The organism is Parabacteroides caeci (assembly GCF_023656795.1).
Classification (GTDB): domain Bacteria; phylum Bacteroidota; class Bacteroidia; order Bacteroidales; family Tannerellaceae; genus Parabacteroides; species Parabacteroides segnis.
The window spans coordinates 1-17,142 of the sequence record NZ_JAMOKT010000100.1 but is presented as its reverse complement, the minus strand read 5'-3'; the positions used below and the strand labels follow the sequence as shown (position 1 = coordinate 17,142).

Here is a 17,142-nt window from a genome sequence, read left to right as displayed (position 1 = left end):
AAAGTCAGATTGTTTAGGTGAATTAATAATGAAAATTTCCATAACACTTTATCCTAAAGTTAAATAACAGGTTTAACATTTACACACATACAGCCAGAACAAGAACTAAGTTCTACCAGAACTCTGTCTATTTGCTACAAACAAATGTTAATACCGATGCGAGTGTGCTGGGAAACGCGATATTATTGTGTTAATATAAACAAAAATAATGATCTTTATTCAAACAATTATTGCTTATTTTGGTTATAATTTAATAGATTTACAACCGGATAAACGCAATGCTATATAAGTTCTGGTAGAACTCCGTAATAAAATATTTATTTGAAACCTTCATATTCCTATTGTCTTCCAAAATGCCTACCTTTGTAATTATTACATTATTAATATAGCAATATGAACTGGACCCAATTATTATCAGGTAAACGTTTCGGAATGGAAGAATATCATGAACGTAAACATGAACGTACGGACTTCCAGCGGGATTATGACCGTTTGATCTTCTCCTCCCCCTTCCGCAGGTTACAGAACAAGACGCAGGTATTTCCTTTGCCAGGCAGTATCTTTGTCCACAATCGTCTGACACATAGCCTGGAAGTTTCCTGTGTAGGTCGTTCGTTAGGTAATAATGTAGCAAAGGGGTTGATGCAAAAATATCCCGACGGAAGTATTAACTTTCCGGAAATAGGTTCCATTGTTTCCGCAGCCTGCCTGGCTCACGACATGGGTAACCCGCCATTCGGACATTCCGGAGAGAGAGCTATTTCCGCTTACTTCCTGGAAGGGAACGGCAGTTATCTGGAAGATGAAATTCGTTCTGCTGGTGGCCGTTGGGAAGACTTTCTTCATTTTGAGGGCAATGCCAATGCTATGCGCCTGCTTACCCATCAGTTTATCGGCCGGAGAAAAGGCGGATTTGCTTTAACTTACAGCACATTGGCCTCTATCGTCAAATATCCTTATGCATCGGTTCATTCAGGTAAAAAAGGGAAGTTCGGTTTTTTCCAGTCGGAAGAAGAAACCTATATGCGCATAGCTACCGAATTGGGAATAAACCACAATCCTGAAGACAAGAATAAATTTGTCCGTTACCCGCTGGTTTATCTGGTAGAAGCAGCCGACGATATCTGTTATCAGATCATGGATATAGAAGATGCCTGCAAACTACATATCCTTACAACAGAAGAAGCCATTCAACTATTGCTCAACTTTTTTGAAGGAGAACGACTGGACCATATCATCCGTGTCATGAAAATGGTGGACGATACAAACGAACAGATCGCCTATCTACGCTCCTGCATCATCGGACTACTGGTAGATGAATGTTCACGTGTCTTCCTTGAAAATGAAGACGGAATACTTGACGGAACCTATAATACCCCTTTGATAGAGCAGATAGGAGAACAAGCCAAACAAGCCTATGCCACCTGTTCAAAAACGGCTTACAAAAAGATTTACCGCGCCAAAGAAGTACTCGACATAGAACTGGCCGGTTACCATATCTTCAGCCATCTGATCGACAGTCTGACAGAAGCTGTCATGAATCAGAGCCATGCATATAGTAAATTATTGTTGCAGCGCATCCCGGAACAATATGACACGAATGCACCAACCACTTATGGCAAAATACAATGTGTACTTGATTATATCTCAGGAATGACGGATGTTTATGCACTCGACCTATACCGCAAGATCACAGGAATGAGCCTCCCGGCCGTTTAATACTCTTCCCTATATTTGCTTTCTTCTTTATCTTCCAGGATACTGAGATAGCTCTTATAGCGAGACTCGCTGATATAGTGATCTTCAAGCGCTTGCAAAACAGCACACCCCGGTTCATGACGATGGCTACAGTTGTTGAACCGGCAATCTTCGGAGAATTTGAATATCTCCGGAAAATAGTGGGAGATTTCAGCAGTCTCCATCTCTATGGTACCAAACCCTTTGATTCCAGGGGTATCAATCAGGTAGCCTCCTTCCGGCAGCGGGATCATTTCAGAGAAAGTTGTCGTATGCATCCCTTTATTATGATATTCGGAGATATCGCCGGTCCGGAGATTAACGCCGGGAACTAACTTATTGATAATCGTTGATTTCCCGACTCCCGAATGGCCGGACAAAAGAGTTATCTTATCTTTCAGTTCCGCTTTAAGCGCATCGAGACCTTCTTCCGTTTTAGCACATAGGGTAGAACAGGGATAACCGATCGTTGTGTACAAATTAATCAAGGCGTCGAGATATTCCTTATCTTCCCCTTTATAACGGTCGATTTTATTGAAAACCAACTTCACCGGCACACTATAAGCCTCAGCCGTGGCCAGAAAACGATCGATAAAAACAGTTGTAGTAATCGGATAATTGACAGTTACGATCAGCATGGCCTGATCAAGATTGGCCGCAATGATATGCGACTGTTTAGATAAGTTGGAAGCCCGCCGGATAATATAGTTCTTACGGTCTTCTATCCTGGTAATAAACGCCGTACCTTCATTATTGATATCGATATCAACCCGGTCACCGACAGAGACAGGATTTGTGCTGCGTATCTCCTTTAAACGGAAATTTCCTTTTACCTTACTTTCCACATCACGCCCGTCATCGGTGCGTACGGTATACCAGCTACCTGTATTCTTTATTACCAGTCCCTTCATATTAATTAAAAATTAAAAATTGAAAATTGAGAATTGAACAAACTACCGGACGATACGCGTCAAAGTAATTTTCAATTCTCAATTCTCAATTTTCAATTATTTATACTGTCATTATTTCTTTTTCTTTAGCAGCGTAGAGGTCATCTACTTTCTTTATAAATTTATCGTGCACCTTCTGAACTTCCGCTTCCGCATCTTTTGCCACATCTTCAGGAGTTCCGTCGGCTTTCACACTTTTCTTTATTGCCTCGATCGTATCGCGACGCGCATTACGAACACTGATTTTTGCCGTTTCGGCTTCCTGTTTGGATTGTTTAGCCAACGTGCGACGGCGTTCTTCTGTCAGAGGAGGAATCCCCAGACGGATTATTTCACCGTTATTTTCAGGAGTGATACCTACTTCCGAGTTCATGATTGCCTTTTCAATCTCTTTGATAAGCGGCTTTTCCCACGGAGTAATGATAATCGTTTTTGCATCCGGTGTATTTACCGAAGCCACGTTAGTCAGAGGAACAAGACCTCCGTAATAAGGAACCTTCACTCCGTCAAGGATCTTCGGATTAGCCTTTCCGGCACGGATATGAGCCAACTGTTCGTCAAGATAATCGATTGCGAACGTCATTTTCTCTTCTGCTGACTTTACATACTGCTTGATATCTGCCATAACTGATTGATATTTTGTTTTCTGTTTTTTTCGATAAACAAAAGTAGTAAAGTTTTTGAACCTAGCAAACAAATTACTTTTTTAGCACTATAATTCAACTGAAAGCGTAGCATAAACTTGCGGCTCCGAAGAAATCGACAAAGCAATCCAGAAAGAAAATTTGTATCATATATTATGATACTAAGATATCATATATTATAAAAATAAAATATCATATATTATGATACAGTTATATTACAATATATGATATTCTCATTACCTCATAAGGGATGCTTTATCACTTAAGCTTCGGACAAAGTAACATCAGATAGAGAACGCCCACACTCAGCACAATCACCGCCCCCAACTGCGAAGCCATTGCATCCGACAGGAAGCCCATGAAAAGGGGAAAGACAGTTCCTCCGAACAGCCCCATAATCATCAACCCGGATATCTCGTTCTTACGCTGGGGCATGGACTGGATTGCCTGCGAAAAGATGATCGAGAACACGTTCGAATTTCCGAATCCAATCAACCCTATACATATATATATGATCTCTTTGCCGTGGAACAAAGACAATCCGACCATTGCCAGCGCCATCATTGCAACGCTTATGCCAAAGAATATCTTGGCCGACATGCGACTCAGGATAAAAGCACCCAGGAAACAACCGGCCGTACGGAAGATAAAATAAAGACTGGTGGCAAACGATGCATCATGTAATCCCATTCCCAAACGCTCCATCAGGATTTTCGGAGCCGTTGTATTCGTTCCGACATCAATGCCGACATGGCACATGATGCCGATAAAACACAACAGAATAAAAGGCTTGCCCAGCAAGGCAAAGCATTCTCCGAATGTCGAAGGTTTCCCTTCCGGCTTCTCTTCGTCTATCTGCGTTGCTCCCAACAAAAGGATTGTAATAACTGCAACAACCATATAAACCGGGAAAAGTATCCGCCAGCCCAGACCGAAAGAAGGAATCACAGCCGTTGCTCCCCACATCGCGATATAAGGAGCCAGGAAAGAAGCGATAGCCTTTACAAACTGTCCGAAAGTCAGACTACTGGCCAACTTATCCCCACTGATGATATTCGAGAGCAACGGATTCAAAGAAGTCTGCATCAAGGCATTACCGATACCCAGCAGAGAAAAGGAAATAAGCATCAGCATATAACCATCGCCAAAGATTGGGAGCAGCAAAGAGAAGAATGTAACGAACAGGCTGAGTAATACAGTCTTCTTCCGTCCGATCCGGTTCATCAGCATTCCGGTTGGAACAGAGAAAATCAGAAACCAGAAGAATACAAGCGACGGAAAGATATTCGCCTCCGAATCTGTCAGATTCAAATCGGCCTTCACATAGTTGGAAGCAATCCCCACCAGATCCACAAATCCCATAGCGAAGAACGCCAGCATGACCGGGATCAACTTTATATATAAACCTTTTTCTTTCATGATCATTCTTTATTCGGATAAGGAGGCCATGCCCCTTCCTGTGTACAAACAAAAGCGGCCGTTTCAACAGCAAGCTGATGGGCTTCATGCAGAGATTTCCCTGTTAATATAGAATAGACAAACGCCCCTGAAAAAGAATCGCCTGCTCCTACCGTATCGGCAACCTGTACTTTAGGAGTCGGGATAGTGGACTGCTCATCCGGCGAATAAATCGAACTGAAAGCGCTTCCGGCTGTCAGAATCACATATCTGAGGTTATATTTCCTCAACATCTTACGGCACACTTCCTCGTCTGTACCTTCCAGATCACACATGCTCCGAAGTAATACCAGTTCCTCGTCATTCACCTTAAAGACATTCGCTTTATGCAACAACGCTTCAATCAGCTCCTTAGAATAATACGATTGCCGGATATTGATATCGAAAAAGCGCAACGCATCTTCACGTGCATACGACAATAAAGACAGGATCGTTTCTTTCGATGCCTGTGAACGCAAAGCCAATGTGCCATAACAAATGGCATCCGCCCTCTTTACCAGGTCGATAGATTCCTGGGTTAGAGGGATATGGTCCCAGGCAACGCCTTCAATGATTGTGTAGGTCGGAATACCATCCTTCAGTTCCACCATCACACTTCCGGTCGGATATTCTACTGTTCCCAAGCTATTGGAGATATGGTTCTTTTCCAATTCCTGAACGATTTCCGTTCCCGACAAATCATTTCCTACTGCACTGACGGCATATCCCTCAGCTCCCATTTGTGTGGCGTGATATACAAAGTTGATCGGGGCACCTCCGGCACGCTTTCCGGTTGGCAGGACATCCCAAAGGAGTTCGCCGATACCGACTACTACAGGTTTATTCTTTTCCATGATTTTATATTTTATTTATTCCAAATCGAACTAAGCGAATAGACTTCCAGGTTCGTGACTTCAATGCTATTTCCCCAGAAATTGAATCCTGTCTTGTTTGCGCGGTCGGGCCTTCTTTCCATAGAGTATGAATAGGCACCGCCGTCTACGAATACTTCAACAGAAGTCCTGTCCAGAATCATATCGACAGAGATTTCCATGCTCGTCATATCTTCCGGAGAATAAAAAACGCCGTTAACCCTATTGAAGTTCATATCATAATCCAACAGATTCTGTCCGTACAAGCTCAATCCGGCACTCGTCGCATGCGACAATTTCAATGTAGCCCGGATACGGAGGCAATCCGCCTGATTGTAAGGTAGCATCAACTCATTAGCATTCCCGGCTGTCAAATCTTTCCACTGTCCTTTCAACGTTTGCAATGTTTCGAATTCCTTTACGGGTTCACTGAACAAACGGATTCCCTCTTTGGTTGTCCGCAAAGACAGGACAGTAGGCAACAACATCGTCCCGTTAAACGGCATACCCGAATGGGAGATACGGCCCCAGCCAATCTGTATCCTGCGTCCGTCCGATGCCGGTATGTTATTATAAGTCTGTGCGGCATAGATTGTTCCGGTAGAATAATAATGTTTTCCGGATTCGGGGACAAATGTTTTTCCATCAAACGTCCCCGTCATATAAGTACCGGATGCACCATACATCACCCATTTCGTATTATTCACATCTCCGTCGACCGGCAGTTCGAACAGTTCGGGACATTCCCAGAATCCGGTAATATGGCTCTCGTAAGTCCAGTTTTTCAAATCATCCGAGTTATAGATTGAATGGCCGTCACGTTCGTTCAGCACCAACACCCATTTTCCGGAAGGTTCATGCCAGAAGACTTTCGGATCACGTGTATCGTGGCTGTTCCATTTGGCTTTCGAATCAATAATGGGATTACCTTCATATTTAGTCCAGGTCCTTCCCTTATCGAGACTGTAGGCAATGCACTGGACCTGCTTTTCCGGACTGTCGGCCGTATAGATGGCTACCATGGCAGGAGTTCCTCCCTTGTTAAATCCGGCAGTATTGTTGTAGTCGATTACAGCCGAACCGGAAAACATCGTTCCATGTTCATCCGGAAACAAGGCAAGAGGTAATTCCTCCCAATGAACCAGGTCTTTGCTCACCGCATGCCCCCAGTGCATATTGCCCCAATCCCGTTCGTAAGGATTATGCTGATAGAAAAGATGATACTCGCCTTCATAATAAATCAGACCGTTCGGGTCATTATTCCATCCTCTGCGCTGGGTATAATGGATTTGCGGGCGGTTTGTCTCTTTATAAAGACTGTCTTGTCCGGCTATTTCATCTGCCTGATAAATCTTGTCCAGTCCGGCAACTTCTCCCGGATAAGAGATTTTCAGCTGTTTCCCTTTAAAAGAGGATACATCGCAAAACACCCAGTAATCCGGTTGTGCCGGAGCCAGTCGGATATCAAAGGACCGGACCTGTTTCCCATCGACAGCCAGTGTCATTACCGCACGTTCCTGCTGATGGGAAACCGGAAGATTCAAATATCTCTTCGTAATCTTCAATGTAATATCTTCCGCATTCATACCGGCAGAGAAAACCAACATCATTCCTGATAAAGTTAACAATTTTCCGTAATTCATACTGTTCTTCATGCTATTAAATTATACTCACAAGTTGTCTGACAAAAGTATGAGATACTTATAATATAAACGATAACAAAACGCACATAAAGTATAACAAATGTCACTTAACACCTGAAAAACATCATTTTCAATTATCAAAGTCCTAATTTGTAAAGGACTAGCGAATTTACCCGGCAGGAACCATCCTTACTGTAAAAGTTCAGACTGTTGTAAGGTTCGTTCGGGAAAACAAGGTTGGTCATAGCCACCTTTCCGCCATCGAGGAAGACTTCGACAGAGCATTTATCTACAAAAATCCGGAGCGTATGTTCCTGTGCCGGAGATAACGGTCCCCAGGTCGCCAAAGCAAAATCGTCCACATAATTAATGGAGTTGGCGATACGGTTATCATGCGCTTCCTTTTCATGCGGAACACTATTCTTTCCAAAGTCCACGATACCGCTATGCACCCTGTCCATAACCAGCTTCTTCGCATTCAGGTCCAGATAAATATCCACATACTCACCTATCCCGTTCACCAACTGAAAGCCTGCGATACTCGATTTACCGGTTGCTACATTCAGATTTATCTCGAATGCGCCATCATTTCCGGCAAACAGCGTATCTATGCTGACAGCTTTATTCGCCTCAACCGTAAAAGCAGGAATCTCGCGTGTCTCTTTCCGGAGCGATTCCAGTTCCCTGACCGGATTCACAGCCACATACACCTCTTTCCCTTCGGAATACATAGTCAATTCGCGAGGCAAAGCATTGGCACTACGGTACTGCTGCGTAGGAATAATATTCGCATACTGCCAGTTGCTCATCCAGGGCACGGCAATGACACGGTCGCCGGTATTGGAAAAGCAGACTGTCGCATAATGGTCTTTTCCCCAGTCCATCCATTTGACTACTTCCGGTTTTGTATCGCAGACAAACTTTGTTCCGTCGAAATCCCCGATAAAATACTGCGTAGCCGACCCTCCGAACAAACAACCCGGATTGATATTGACAATCAGCGCCCATTTCTTGATATTCACATCTCCGTTTACCGGCAGTTGTACCATATCCGGGCATTCGAACTGGCTCGGCTGCACACCGTAACCGTCACCGAAAGCACTCATATACGTCCAGTCTTTTAAATCCCTGGAAGAATAAAACCGCATTTCCTTATCGGCCGACACAATCATCACCCACTTCTCTTCCGGAGCATACCAGAACACTTTCGGGTCACGAAAATCTTTCAGGCCGTCGAACGGGGTAAGGACTGGGTTCTTTTCATATTTGGTAAACGTACGCCCCTTATCGCTACTGTGAGCCATACATTGTATCTGTCCGTTCTTATCGCTGGCGGAAGTATAGAAGGAGACAATCGAACCGGCACCGTAACCGGCCGTATTATCATTGTCCACAACGGAACTGCCGGAAAAGATATGCCCCATCGTATCACGGGCCAGGGCAACCGGAAGATGTTCCCAATGAACCAGGTCACGGCTTACGGAATGCCCCCAATGCATATTTCCCCATACCGAACCGTAAGGATTATACTGAAAGTAAAGATGATATTCGCCATCCTTATAAACCAGTCCGTTCGCATCATTCATCCAGCCATACAACGGAGTATGGTGGTAAAGAGGACGGAATTTATCACGGTTGGCCGTATCGAACGTGTCGGAGAGTTTCATCTCTTTCCAGCATATGGCATCCTTCGGCGTTTTGCGGATACGGACAACTGCCTCTTTTGCTCCGGCAGGCAGTTCGAAAGGGACGAAATAATCCGTCTCTTTTTTAGCCAGACGGATATCCATATCCGTATCCACCGGATTCCCCGTCACAAGACACACCTGCCCTTCACCGGTATGTTCTTCCACCGGCAACAAGAGGTATTTGGCCGGATTCGTAATATGGACAAGCGTTAGTGTATCGCCCTGCTGTTCCAATGTAAATCCTTCTTTAGAAGCGGACTGGCAAGAGGCCAGGCTTACTGATACGGCACAGCCCATCAGAAAATTCTTACAGTTATTCAAAATCGTTGCTTTCATATATGATAATAGATTAATTGTTAAAATGTAATGTTTGCACTAAATTCTACGGTGAAGGGACGGATATAGCTGCCGGCCATCCACTGCCCGTTATGCTTGGAGGCATCCTCCTTCTTATCCAGTTCGGCTCCCGAAATACTGCCGCGTGCTCCGGTCTGGTTCAGGATATTCACGACTGTCGCTCCCAGGCTAAGATACTTATTTACCTTATAATTAACGCCTCCGAATGTTTCCCAACGACCATTAAAATAATAGGCATTGTTGATATTGGCATACGTCTTGCTGAAATAACGGGCGCTCAACCAAACCCGGAAGTCTTTATAGGTGTAACTCGGATCAATCTCCAGCAGGACTTTCGGTATTTCCGTCACGATGTTGCCGGTTGCATTGATACCGGCGTAGCTGCCGTCCGAGAAATTCACGCCTGTTTCATATTTCTTATAGGTCGGATTCTGGTAAGTAAACAGGAAGTGCAGGTCGAAGCCTCTGAACAACTTGGCAATCAGGTCGGTCGTCCACCCGATAGTTTTAATATCGTAGCTGAGCGGGGCTGCGTTGATATCTTTCGAGTTGTTCGGATTAATCAGGTTCAGGGTAGAGTTGTTGTTCGTCTTTCCGATATAAGAGAACAAAGACGTCAGGCTCAACCAGTTATTATTATAATAGATACCGGCACGTCCCAACGGAATGGATACTTTCTCCACATTCGGCAATTCGGACGGGGCAAAACTGGAAATGGCAGGATGCTGCGTATTATAAGTGAAATCGCCTGTAAAACCGAACTGCCCGGTCAGTTTGTAGGTCAGGGCAAACGTATAAACCTGATTGAACCAGTCATAATCGAAATCCTGCGGAGCGACAGTTCCGGTCTGTCCGTTCTTATTATAAGCCGCCCCCAAATGATAGTTAGGGAAACGTCCCAATACGCTGTCATTTCTCAGATAGACCGCTGCATTCTGACCGTGCATCTTCTGATATTCGAAACGGGCACCATAGTAGACATTGATTTTGTCGTTGATATCCCAATCGTGGGTAAAATAAAGGGCCAGTTTATTTTCATACCCTTTGTAATATTCGGAAGCATTCTTGTTGAAGTCGTAGTAAATGCCATCAGTATAACCTTCTTTCATCAGCCGGCTCGGATATTCTTCCACTGTATGGTCGTACATGGTAGTATTGGAGGCATAATCAATCTTATAATGCCACTGGTTCAACCCGATACGCCAGGTTCCGTTTTTATATTCGCGCGACAGTTCGGAAGTCAGGAAGGTTTCATCTATATTACCGCGATTCAGACAAGACATGCGGCTTTGCACATAGCCTTCATAAGGAGTCAGATTACCTTCCAGGTCTTTCAGGGAGTAGCCGTCTTCCGAAGTCTTCTTTTCCAGCGACATCGGCGTCTGATAGACATAAGAACCGAGAGCATGGTCGTATTTGGCATTCACAATCCATTTCAATCCGTTATCCCATTTATAAGCATGATGCAGACTAATCTGGTTGCCTTTATTCAGAGAGGCATCATAGAGGTTGGCCTTCTTCAATTCACCGGAACGCATATCCATATAAACCATCTCGCCCGTTGTCGGCAGGTAAGAACTTGTGCCCAGTTTAAAACCGGGAATCTCCTTCACACTTCCGTCGCCCACATACATAAAAGGGGCATTGGTCGCGGCATTCGAGGGCCAGCGGCTGTTGCTGTAATGATAAATAACCGACAATTCACCGCGGTCCTGATGATAGCGTTTGGTGATAGCTACTTTATAAATCTGGGTACGGTCCTGATTGGAAGCAAAACGCAGCTTGAAAGTTCCCGGGTCGAAATCCTGATAAATACTTCCGCTGTAAAACCAACCTTTCCCAGCATTACCACTGATATTCAGGTCGATTTGCTGCTTGCCGAAATGATTCGTATTATAATTCAGTTTACCCTGGAATTTTTCCGTCCCGAGTTGCGTATGAGAGTTTACCGCATATCCGACAGTACCGGTTGTGATAGCCGTTTCCGAAATCTTCAATAATCCGACATGCCCCAAGTTGCCGTCACCGCGCCAATGGGTATTTACATTATGAGGATTGGAACTGTAGACGACAGGCAAACCATTTTCGAGAACATTGACATCCCCACCGGGCAGTCCGATGGATATCTCGCGGGGACCATTCGCACTGGAGGCATTCAGCATCACATTGCGGCTGTTCGTTTCATTTGATTTTTCCTTATTCACCTGAACGGTATCTTTTACCGCTTCCTGTGCATATGTTGCGGCAGACAAAGTACAGCCGGCAACTAATAAAAGGAAAGACTTCTTCATGGTAATCATGGCAACTGTTTTCATATAGAATGTTTTAATGTTGTTCTTGCTAACAAGTTTTCGGAAGCAAATGTAGAGGCACTGAAAACAATCGGATATAACAAAACGAGCCAATCCTGTCACATTCGTCACATACCCTGAAATTCATTCCAGTAGTATAATATCCGTCAGATAAATGCGACAAATGTGATAGGATATTAAATTCAAATCATACCCCCTCTGTATTCTGATACTCTTTCGGGGTTTGGTTATAAACGGTCTTAAAGCATTTGGCAAAATAGGCGGGAGACGAAAAACCTGTCTGGTAAGCAATCTCGTTGATATTGTATTGCTTTTGTTTCAGAAGAACGGCAGCCTTCTTTAAACGGTAGTTACGGAGAAAATCGACCGGGCTGGTTCCGGTCAGGTCTTTTATCTTACGGTGGAGATGGCCGCGCGACAAACCGAGCGTATCACTCAACTTCTCCACATTAAATTCAGAATCGGTATATATCTCTTCAATCTGTGTCAGGAATCGGCGGAGAAACAGGTCATCCATATTCTCCACCTTCTCCGGTTGCGCCATCAGCATATTATTGCTTTGCAGCTTTTTCAGCAATGCCTCACGCAACTTTTTTTGTTCATCGAGGATACGGATCATACGGAGTTTTACAAAGTTCACATGGAAAGGCTTCTGGATATAACCGTCCGCCCCACCCGATATGCCATACATACGCTGACGTTCATCCGACAAGGCCGTCAACAGGATAACGGGAATATGGCTGATGGCGATATCCGTTTTTATACTGCGGCAAAGTTCGAAGCCATTCATTTCCGGCATCATCACATCGGATAAGACAAGCGATATTTCATTTTCCTCCTGAAGAAGATTCAAAGCAACCTTTCCATTGGCAGCTGTAAGTACGCGAAAGTTCTCCGATAATTCCTTTTCCAGGAACGCACGGACCTCGTCATCGTCTTCAACAACCAAAACGGAATAAGGATATTTCTGTGCCAGCAACGTTTTCTCTTCGGAATCATCCAGGTTCGAAGCATCATACGCCAAATGGGAAACGGGCAGTTCCGTGATATATTCGCCGTTCAGCTGCGTCTTATCTTTCCGAAGGCAAACGGAGAAAACGGTTCGCTGTCCGGGGACACTTTCCACTGTTACCTCCCCATTATGCATCTCCACATATTCATGGACCAGATGCAAACCGATACCTGTCCCCACCCGGCTGTTCTCCGAATAGAAACGGTTGAAGAGATAAGGCAAATTCTCCGGTTGGATACCCGAGCCATTGTCTTCGACATGTATCGTCACCCATTCGTCCGACTCTTCCAGCGCTACCCCAATCTTTCCCCCTTCGGCCGTAAACTTAAATGCATTGGATAACAAATTCACCAACACCTTCTCAATCATATCCGCATCAATCCAGATACGGCAGTTCTTCATGTCCGAGGCAAAAGTATAGGTAATAGTACGCACCTTCGCCATACTATTGAAATATGACTTCACCTCACTGCTGAACGAAACGATTTCCGTCTCACGTATCTTCAGTTTCTCCTGCTTATTCTCCACCTTTCGGAAATCCAATAGTTGGTTGATGACGCGGAGTAAACGCCCCGCATTCTTATGAATCAACTCCAGGTCTGAAAGGTAGGGGGAATCGTGCAATAAGTTAAGCAACCTGTCCAACGGCCCCAATATCAGTGTTAACGGAGTACGTACTTCATGGGATATATTGGTAAAGAACTGGAGTTTGGAGGCTGTCACCTCTTCTATCTCCGCATTCAGAGATATCAATTTACGGCGCTGTTCTTCCTCTTTCCTATTAATCTCACGCAATTCGCGGTTTTTAAGCCGTATCTTACGGTTAATATAGAATACATAGACCGACAAAGAAATGAAGCCAATCATCAAAAGCATGATAACACTCAATGAATCCCGGAGAAAATTAAAACGGTTCAGCAGTTCATCCATACGGCTCCGCTGTGTCTCGATACGCTGTTGATAATTGCTCAACCGTTCAGATTGAAGCAACAGGGTCTGGGCTGCCGATTTATCAACCAAACCGCTCAACAAAGGAATATATTTATCCACCTTCTCTCCTCTAAGCAACTGCATGGCGGTCCGTATCACCTGTTCACCGCCCGTCGGATAAAGGAAAGAGACATTAATCCGTCCATCCGCCACCGCTTCCAGTCCGGCATTGGCCACGGCATCCATTCCTATAATATGTAATTCCTTACCGCGCACCGAGTCTATTGCCAGAAAATGTTCACGGGCGGCAATAGCCATCATATCGTTATGAGCATATACAAAGTCGATGGGTTGTGAAAAGTCTATCTCTTTCAAGCGCTTGGCTGCGACATCATACCGCCAGTCGCCTTCCACGGGGCGAAAGGTTAAATCCGTCCGTTGCTGCAAGGCATCCCGAAAACCGTTGTGACGTTCCTGGGCGGGAGAAGAGCCCATCATTCCCCAGATTTCAAGAATAGTGGCATGAGGGGGTAAATGTTTGGCGGCATATGTTCCGGCAGCAAAACCCAGATCATAATTATTCGCTCCGACAAAGGTGGTATATTGGTTCGTGTTTACTTTACGGTCAGTGATAATCGTTGGGATGCCTGCACGGAATGCTTCTTCGGCCACATCTGTTATCGGCGCAGACTCGAAGGGTGAAATAATCAGGACATCCACCTTTTGTGCAATCAGTTCGCGTATCTGTTCGATTTGTCGGTCATTATCATTATCGGCATCCTTAATAACAACTTTAATACTATCATAATTGGATGCCTCAATTCCCACCTCCCGAATCATTTGCTGCCGCCAGGCATCATCCAGCATACATTGGGAAATTCCTATCACATATTTCTTTTCCCTATCGGCACGGTCGCAACCGGCAAGCAACAGGCATAAAAGGAATAATATGGATAGGAAGTATTTCACATTTTTCTAATTATGCACCAACGTCCCAATATTCTCGCCGCTCATCACCTTCTTCAGATTCCCGTTGGTATCCATATCAAAGACAATGATAGGCAGATTGTTTTCTTTACACATGGTGGTCGCTGTCAGGTCCATCACTTTCAGGCCACGAGTGTATATTTCATCATAAGTAATATCTGAGAACTTAGTCGCAGTCGGGTCTTTTTCCGGATCGGCCGTATAGATGCCATCCACACGTGTACCTTTCAGCATCACATCGGCTTCAATCTCGATACCTCTTAAAGAAGAACCTGTATCGGTTGTAAAGAACGGATTGCCTGTTCCACCGGACATAATCACCACATTACCCTGTTCCAGCAATTCGATGGCACGCCATTTATTATAAAACTCACCGATCGGCTCCATCCGGATAGCAGTCAACACCTTCGCCTTTACTCCCTGTGCAACCAGCGCAGAACTCAAGGCCAAACTATTGATTACCGTTGCCAGCATCCCCATCTGATCACCTTTCACCCGGTCGAACCCTTTAGACGCCCCACTCAAGCCACGGAAGATATTACCTCCGCCTATGACAATGCCGATTTGGACACCCATCTCTGCAATCTCCTTGATCTGTGCTGCATACTCATTCAAACGAACTTCGTCGATACCATATTGTTTACCTCCCATCAGCGACTCACCGCTTAACTTCAGGAGAATTCTCTTGTATTGTGCCATCTTTCTGTTTTTTGATTTTTAATTGTTCTTCTGCAAAAATACAGTATTTCGATTAGCAAACAATATCGGGAGTCAATTAATCCGGTTTTATTTAATAAAACTGTATAGCCTATGTAGCAACTCTGTAATGCCGTCCCCCTACTTTTGCTATCGAAATGAAACACACTTTATTCCTTATTTTGAAAAACACTAAGAAAACAACCAAACCTTCTTCCTAACTTTAGCATTCCCCTCCCCTTTCAGCGGAAAGAGACAGGGGAATGTTACTTTACAATTTCATATATCTTTTTCACTTTTAAAGCCTAAACAATACAGCCTGACGCACTGTTTCATAAACAAAGAGACATTAAACAAAAAGAATCATTTAAAAATTAAGTAGTTATGAAAAATGTATTGATTGGTATTGCTGCCGGTATCGCTATCGGCTATGTGCTTCGCAAAATGGAAGACGACGGTAAATTCAAATGTATCCACGACGACATGAGCGAGCTGGCCGACAGAGCAAAAAAGAAAATCAAAGACGTAGTCGATAAAGGCGTTAACGAAGCCGAATATATCGGTGACCGTGTCGAACATATCACCGACAAAGTCAAGAAAGGGGCAACAAATTAATAGCTATTCAAGGATTATAGCTACAATATGTCACCAATTCTGTCAAACACAGCTTAAATAAATGACAAAAAGACAGAATTAGGCATTAAATCCAACTGGCACAAAGTTTGCTTATTGATAGCTGAACGAAGGGTTCGGAAAGAACCCTTCGTTCAGTAAATTATTGAATGTGTAACTTAAAAATAGGAGATTTAATTATGATGCCGATCAGAAAAAATCAAAATTGGTTACCGAGTATCTTCAATGATTTCTTCGATAACGACTGGATGGAAAAAGCTAATTCAACAGCACCTGCTATCAATGTAATTGAAAGCGAAAAAGATTATAAGATTGAATTGGCTGCCCCGGGAATGACTAAGGAAGATTTCAATGTCCGTATTGACGATGACAACTGCCTGGTTGTTTCAATGGAAAAGAAAAACGAGAATAAAGACGAAAAGCATAACGGACGTTATCTACGCCGCGAATTTTCATATTCTAAATTCCAGCAGACAATGATATTGCCGGATGATGTTGACAAAGAAAAGATCAGCGCTAAAGTAGAACATGGCGTATTGACCGTAGATGTTCCTAAAAAAGCGCCTGTAGAAACGGCCAAATTACAGAGAAACATTGAGATTAAATAAGTAACCTCATCATTAATAATGAATAGAGGGTGTGTCAAAATTCACTATTCTGTCATCCCGGACTTGATCCGGGATCGCATCCTACACTGATAATCCATACTTAGGATAAGATGGCGGATCAAGTCCGCCATGACAAAACAAGATTTTGACACAGCCTCATAGTTTTCACCGATTCAGTGTCAAAACAAAAAAAAAGGCAATATAACACTACATATCAATACATTACAAGTGACGCTGAGATATTATTCGGCATCACCTATTTTCACATAGCAAAAATAAAGCTACTCTCTAGTCTATCGCCTTTATACCGGCCTAGAACAGTTACCCCATTATACTATAAGAACTAAGCCCTATTGTAGTAGACTTTAACCATCTTCTTTACTACTTTTAAATATGAAACCATATGAATACATAAATGTAATATTATGTCTACATATATGTAAGGCATACCTTTCTTTTTAGTAAAGTATAAGTTTCATATTTAAGATAAGTATAAAAAGGACTTAATTATACTATAATACTTCGTTAAATTTATAACTAATCCGTTGAGAACAAATAAGTTAATTGATAAAATTTAGTACAATAAAATAGGTCAAGTGGCTGATTTTCATTACCTTTAATGGTATCCTACCACAC

Annotated in this window: 12 protein-coding genes; 3 read left to right on the top strand and 9 right to left on the bottom strand. The window is 43.6% G+C overall.

Annotated features, from left to right (window positions below; all coding sequences use genetic code 11):
* The first annotated feature begins 393 nt into the window (after positions 1 to 393).
* Positions 394 to 1,719 carry a dGTP triphosphohydrolase gene (gene dgt, locus NBH15_RS27630; RefSeq protein ID WP_010800811.1) on the top strand — a complete coding sequence of 442 codons (1,326 nt, stop codon included), beginning with the start codon at positions 394 to 396 and terminating at the stop codon, positions 1,717 to 1,719.
* On the opposite strand, the gene rsgA is transcribed toward dgt, so the two are convergent.
* From rsgA to pyrH, 9 genes are all read right to left on the bottom strand, one after another.
* The gene (rsgA, locus tag NBH15_RS27625) at positions 1,716 to 2,648 is read right to left on the bottom strand and encodes a ribosome small subunit-dependent GTPase A (RefSeq protein WP_010800812.1); all 933 of its coding nucleotides are present in this window, start codon (positions 2,646 to 2,648) and stop codon (positions 1,716 to 1,718) included. The genes dgt and rsgA overlap by 4 nt on opposite strands.
* A gap of 100 nt (positions 2,649 to 2,748) precedes the next feature.
* Entirely contained in the window at positions 2,749 to 3,312 is a 564-nt protein-coding gene (gene frr / locus NBH15_RS27620; RefSeq protein WP_250824078.1) for a ribosome recycling factor, read from the bottom strand.
* 277 nt (positions 3,313 to 3,589) lie between these two features.
* Entirely contained in the window at positions 3,590 to 4,756 is a 1,167-nt protein-coding gene (locus tag NBH15_RS27615) for an MFS transporter (RefSeq protein ID WP_087880768.1), read from the bottom strand.
* The gene (locus NBH15_RS27610; RefSeq protein ID WP_250824077.1) at positions 4,753 to 5,622 is read right to left on the bottom strand and encodes a carbohydrate kinase family protein; all 870 of its coding nucleotides are present in this window, start codon (positions 5,620 to 5,622) and stop codon (positions 4,753 to 4,755) included. The genes NBH15_RS27615 and NBH15_RS27610 overlap by 4 nt, the downstream gene beginning before the upstream one ends.
* An 11-nt stretch (positions 5,623 to 5,633) precedes the next feature.
* Positions 5,634 to 7,250, bottom strand: a complete 1,617-nt coding sequence (locus tag NBH15_RS27605) for a glycoside hydrolase family 32 protein (protein WP_441342887.1) — start codon at positions 7,248 to 7,250, stop codon at positions 5,634 to 5,636.
* Positions 7,251 to 7,420: 170 nt separating this feature from the next.
* Positions 7,421 to 9,307: a glycoside hydrolase family 32 protein gene (locus NBH15_RS27600; RefSeq protein WP_244050597.1), complete on the bottom strand. Its 1,887-nt coding sequence runs from the start codon at positions 9,305 to 9,307 to the stop codon at positions 7,421 to 7,423.
* Positions 9,308 to 9,327: 20 nt separating this feature from the next.
* Positions 9,328 to 11,643: a TonB-dependent receptor gene (locus tag NBH15_RS27595; protein WP_441342886.1), complete on the bottom strand. Its 2,316-nt coding sequence runs from the start codon at positions 11,641 to 11,643 to the stop codon at positions 9,328 to 9,330.
* 184 nt (positions 11,644 to 11,827) lie between these two features.
* Positions 11,828 to 14,551, bottom strand: coding sequence for a substrate-binding domain-containing protein (locus tag NBH15_RS27590; protein WP_244050596.1), 2,724 nt, complete (start codon positions 14,549 to 14,551; stop codon positions 11,828 to 11,830).
* A 6-nt stretch (positions 14,552 to 14,557) separates the two neighbouring features.
* Entirely contained in the window at positions 14,558 to 15,268 is a 711-nt protein-coding gene (gene pyrH / locus NBH15_RS27585; RefSeq protein WP_005867363.1) for a UMP kinase, read from the bottom strand.
* Between the two features lie 381 nt (positions 15,269 to 15,649).
* Between pyrH and NBH15_RS27580 the strand changes: the two genes are divergently transcribed.
* Entirely contained in the window at positions 15,650 to 15,880 is a 231-nt protein-coding gene (locus NBH15_RS27580; RefSeq protein WP_009859943.1) for a hypothetical protein, read from the top strand.
* A 197-nt stretch (positions 15,881 to 16,077) separates the two neighbouring features.
* Positions 16,078 to 16,506 carry an Hsp20/alpha crystallin family protein gene (locus tag NBH15_RS27575; protein ID WP_009859944.1) on the top strand — a complete coding sequence of 143 codons (429 nt, stop codon included), beginning with the start codon at positions 16,078 to 16,080 and terminating at the stop codon, positions 16,504 to 16,506.
* Positions 16,507 to 17,142 lie beyond the last annotated feature (636 nt).

Coding starts and splice junctions, on each gene's coding strand:
- dgt (WP_010800811.1), top strand. CDS start 394: ATGAACTGGACCCAATTATTATCAGGTAAACGTTTCGGAATGGAAGAA.
- rsgA (WP_010800812.1), bottom strand. CDS start 2,648: ATGAAGGGACTGGTAATAAAGAATACAGGTAGCTGGTATACCGTACGC.
- frr (WP_250824078.1), bottom strand. CDS start 3,312: ATGGCAGATATCAAGCAGTATGTAAAGTCAGCAGAAGAGAAAATGACG.
- NBH15_RS27615 (WP_087880768.1), bottom strand. CDS start 4,756: ATGATCATGAAAGAAAAAGGTTTATATATAAAGTTGATCCCGGTCATG.
- NBH15_RS27610 (WP_250824077.1), bottom strand. CDS start 5,622: ATGGAAAAGAATAAACCTGTAGTAGTCGGTATCGGCGAACTCCTTTGG.
- NBH15_RS27605 (WP_441342887.1), bottom strand. CDS start 7,250: ATGATGTTGGTTTTCTCTGCCGGTATGAATGCGGAAGATATTACATTG.
- NBH15_RS27600 (WP_244050597.1), bottom strand. CDS start 9,307: ATGAAAGCAACGATTTTGAATAACTGTAAGAATTTTCTGATGGGCTGT.
- NBH15_RS27595 (WP_441342886.1), bottom strand. CDS start 11,643: ATGAAAACAGTTGCCATGATTACCATGAAGAAGTCTTTCCTTTTATTA.
- pyrH (WP_005867363.1), bottom strand. CDS start 15,268: ATGGCACAATACAAGAGAATTCTCCTGAAGTTAAGCGGTGAGTCGCTG.
- NBH15_RS27580 (WP_009859943.1), top strand. CDS start 15,650: ATGAAAAATGTATTGATTGGTATTGCTGCCGGTATCGCTATCGGCTAT.
- NBH15_RS27575 (WP_009859944.1), top strand. CDS start 16,078: ATGATGCCGATCAGAAAAAATCAAAATTGGTTACCGAGTATCTTCAAT.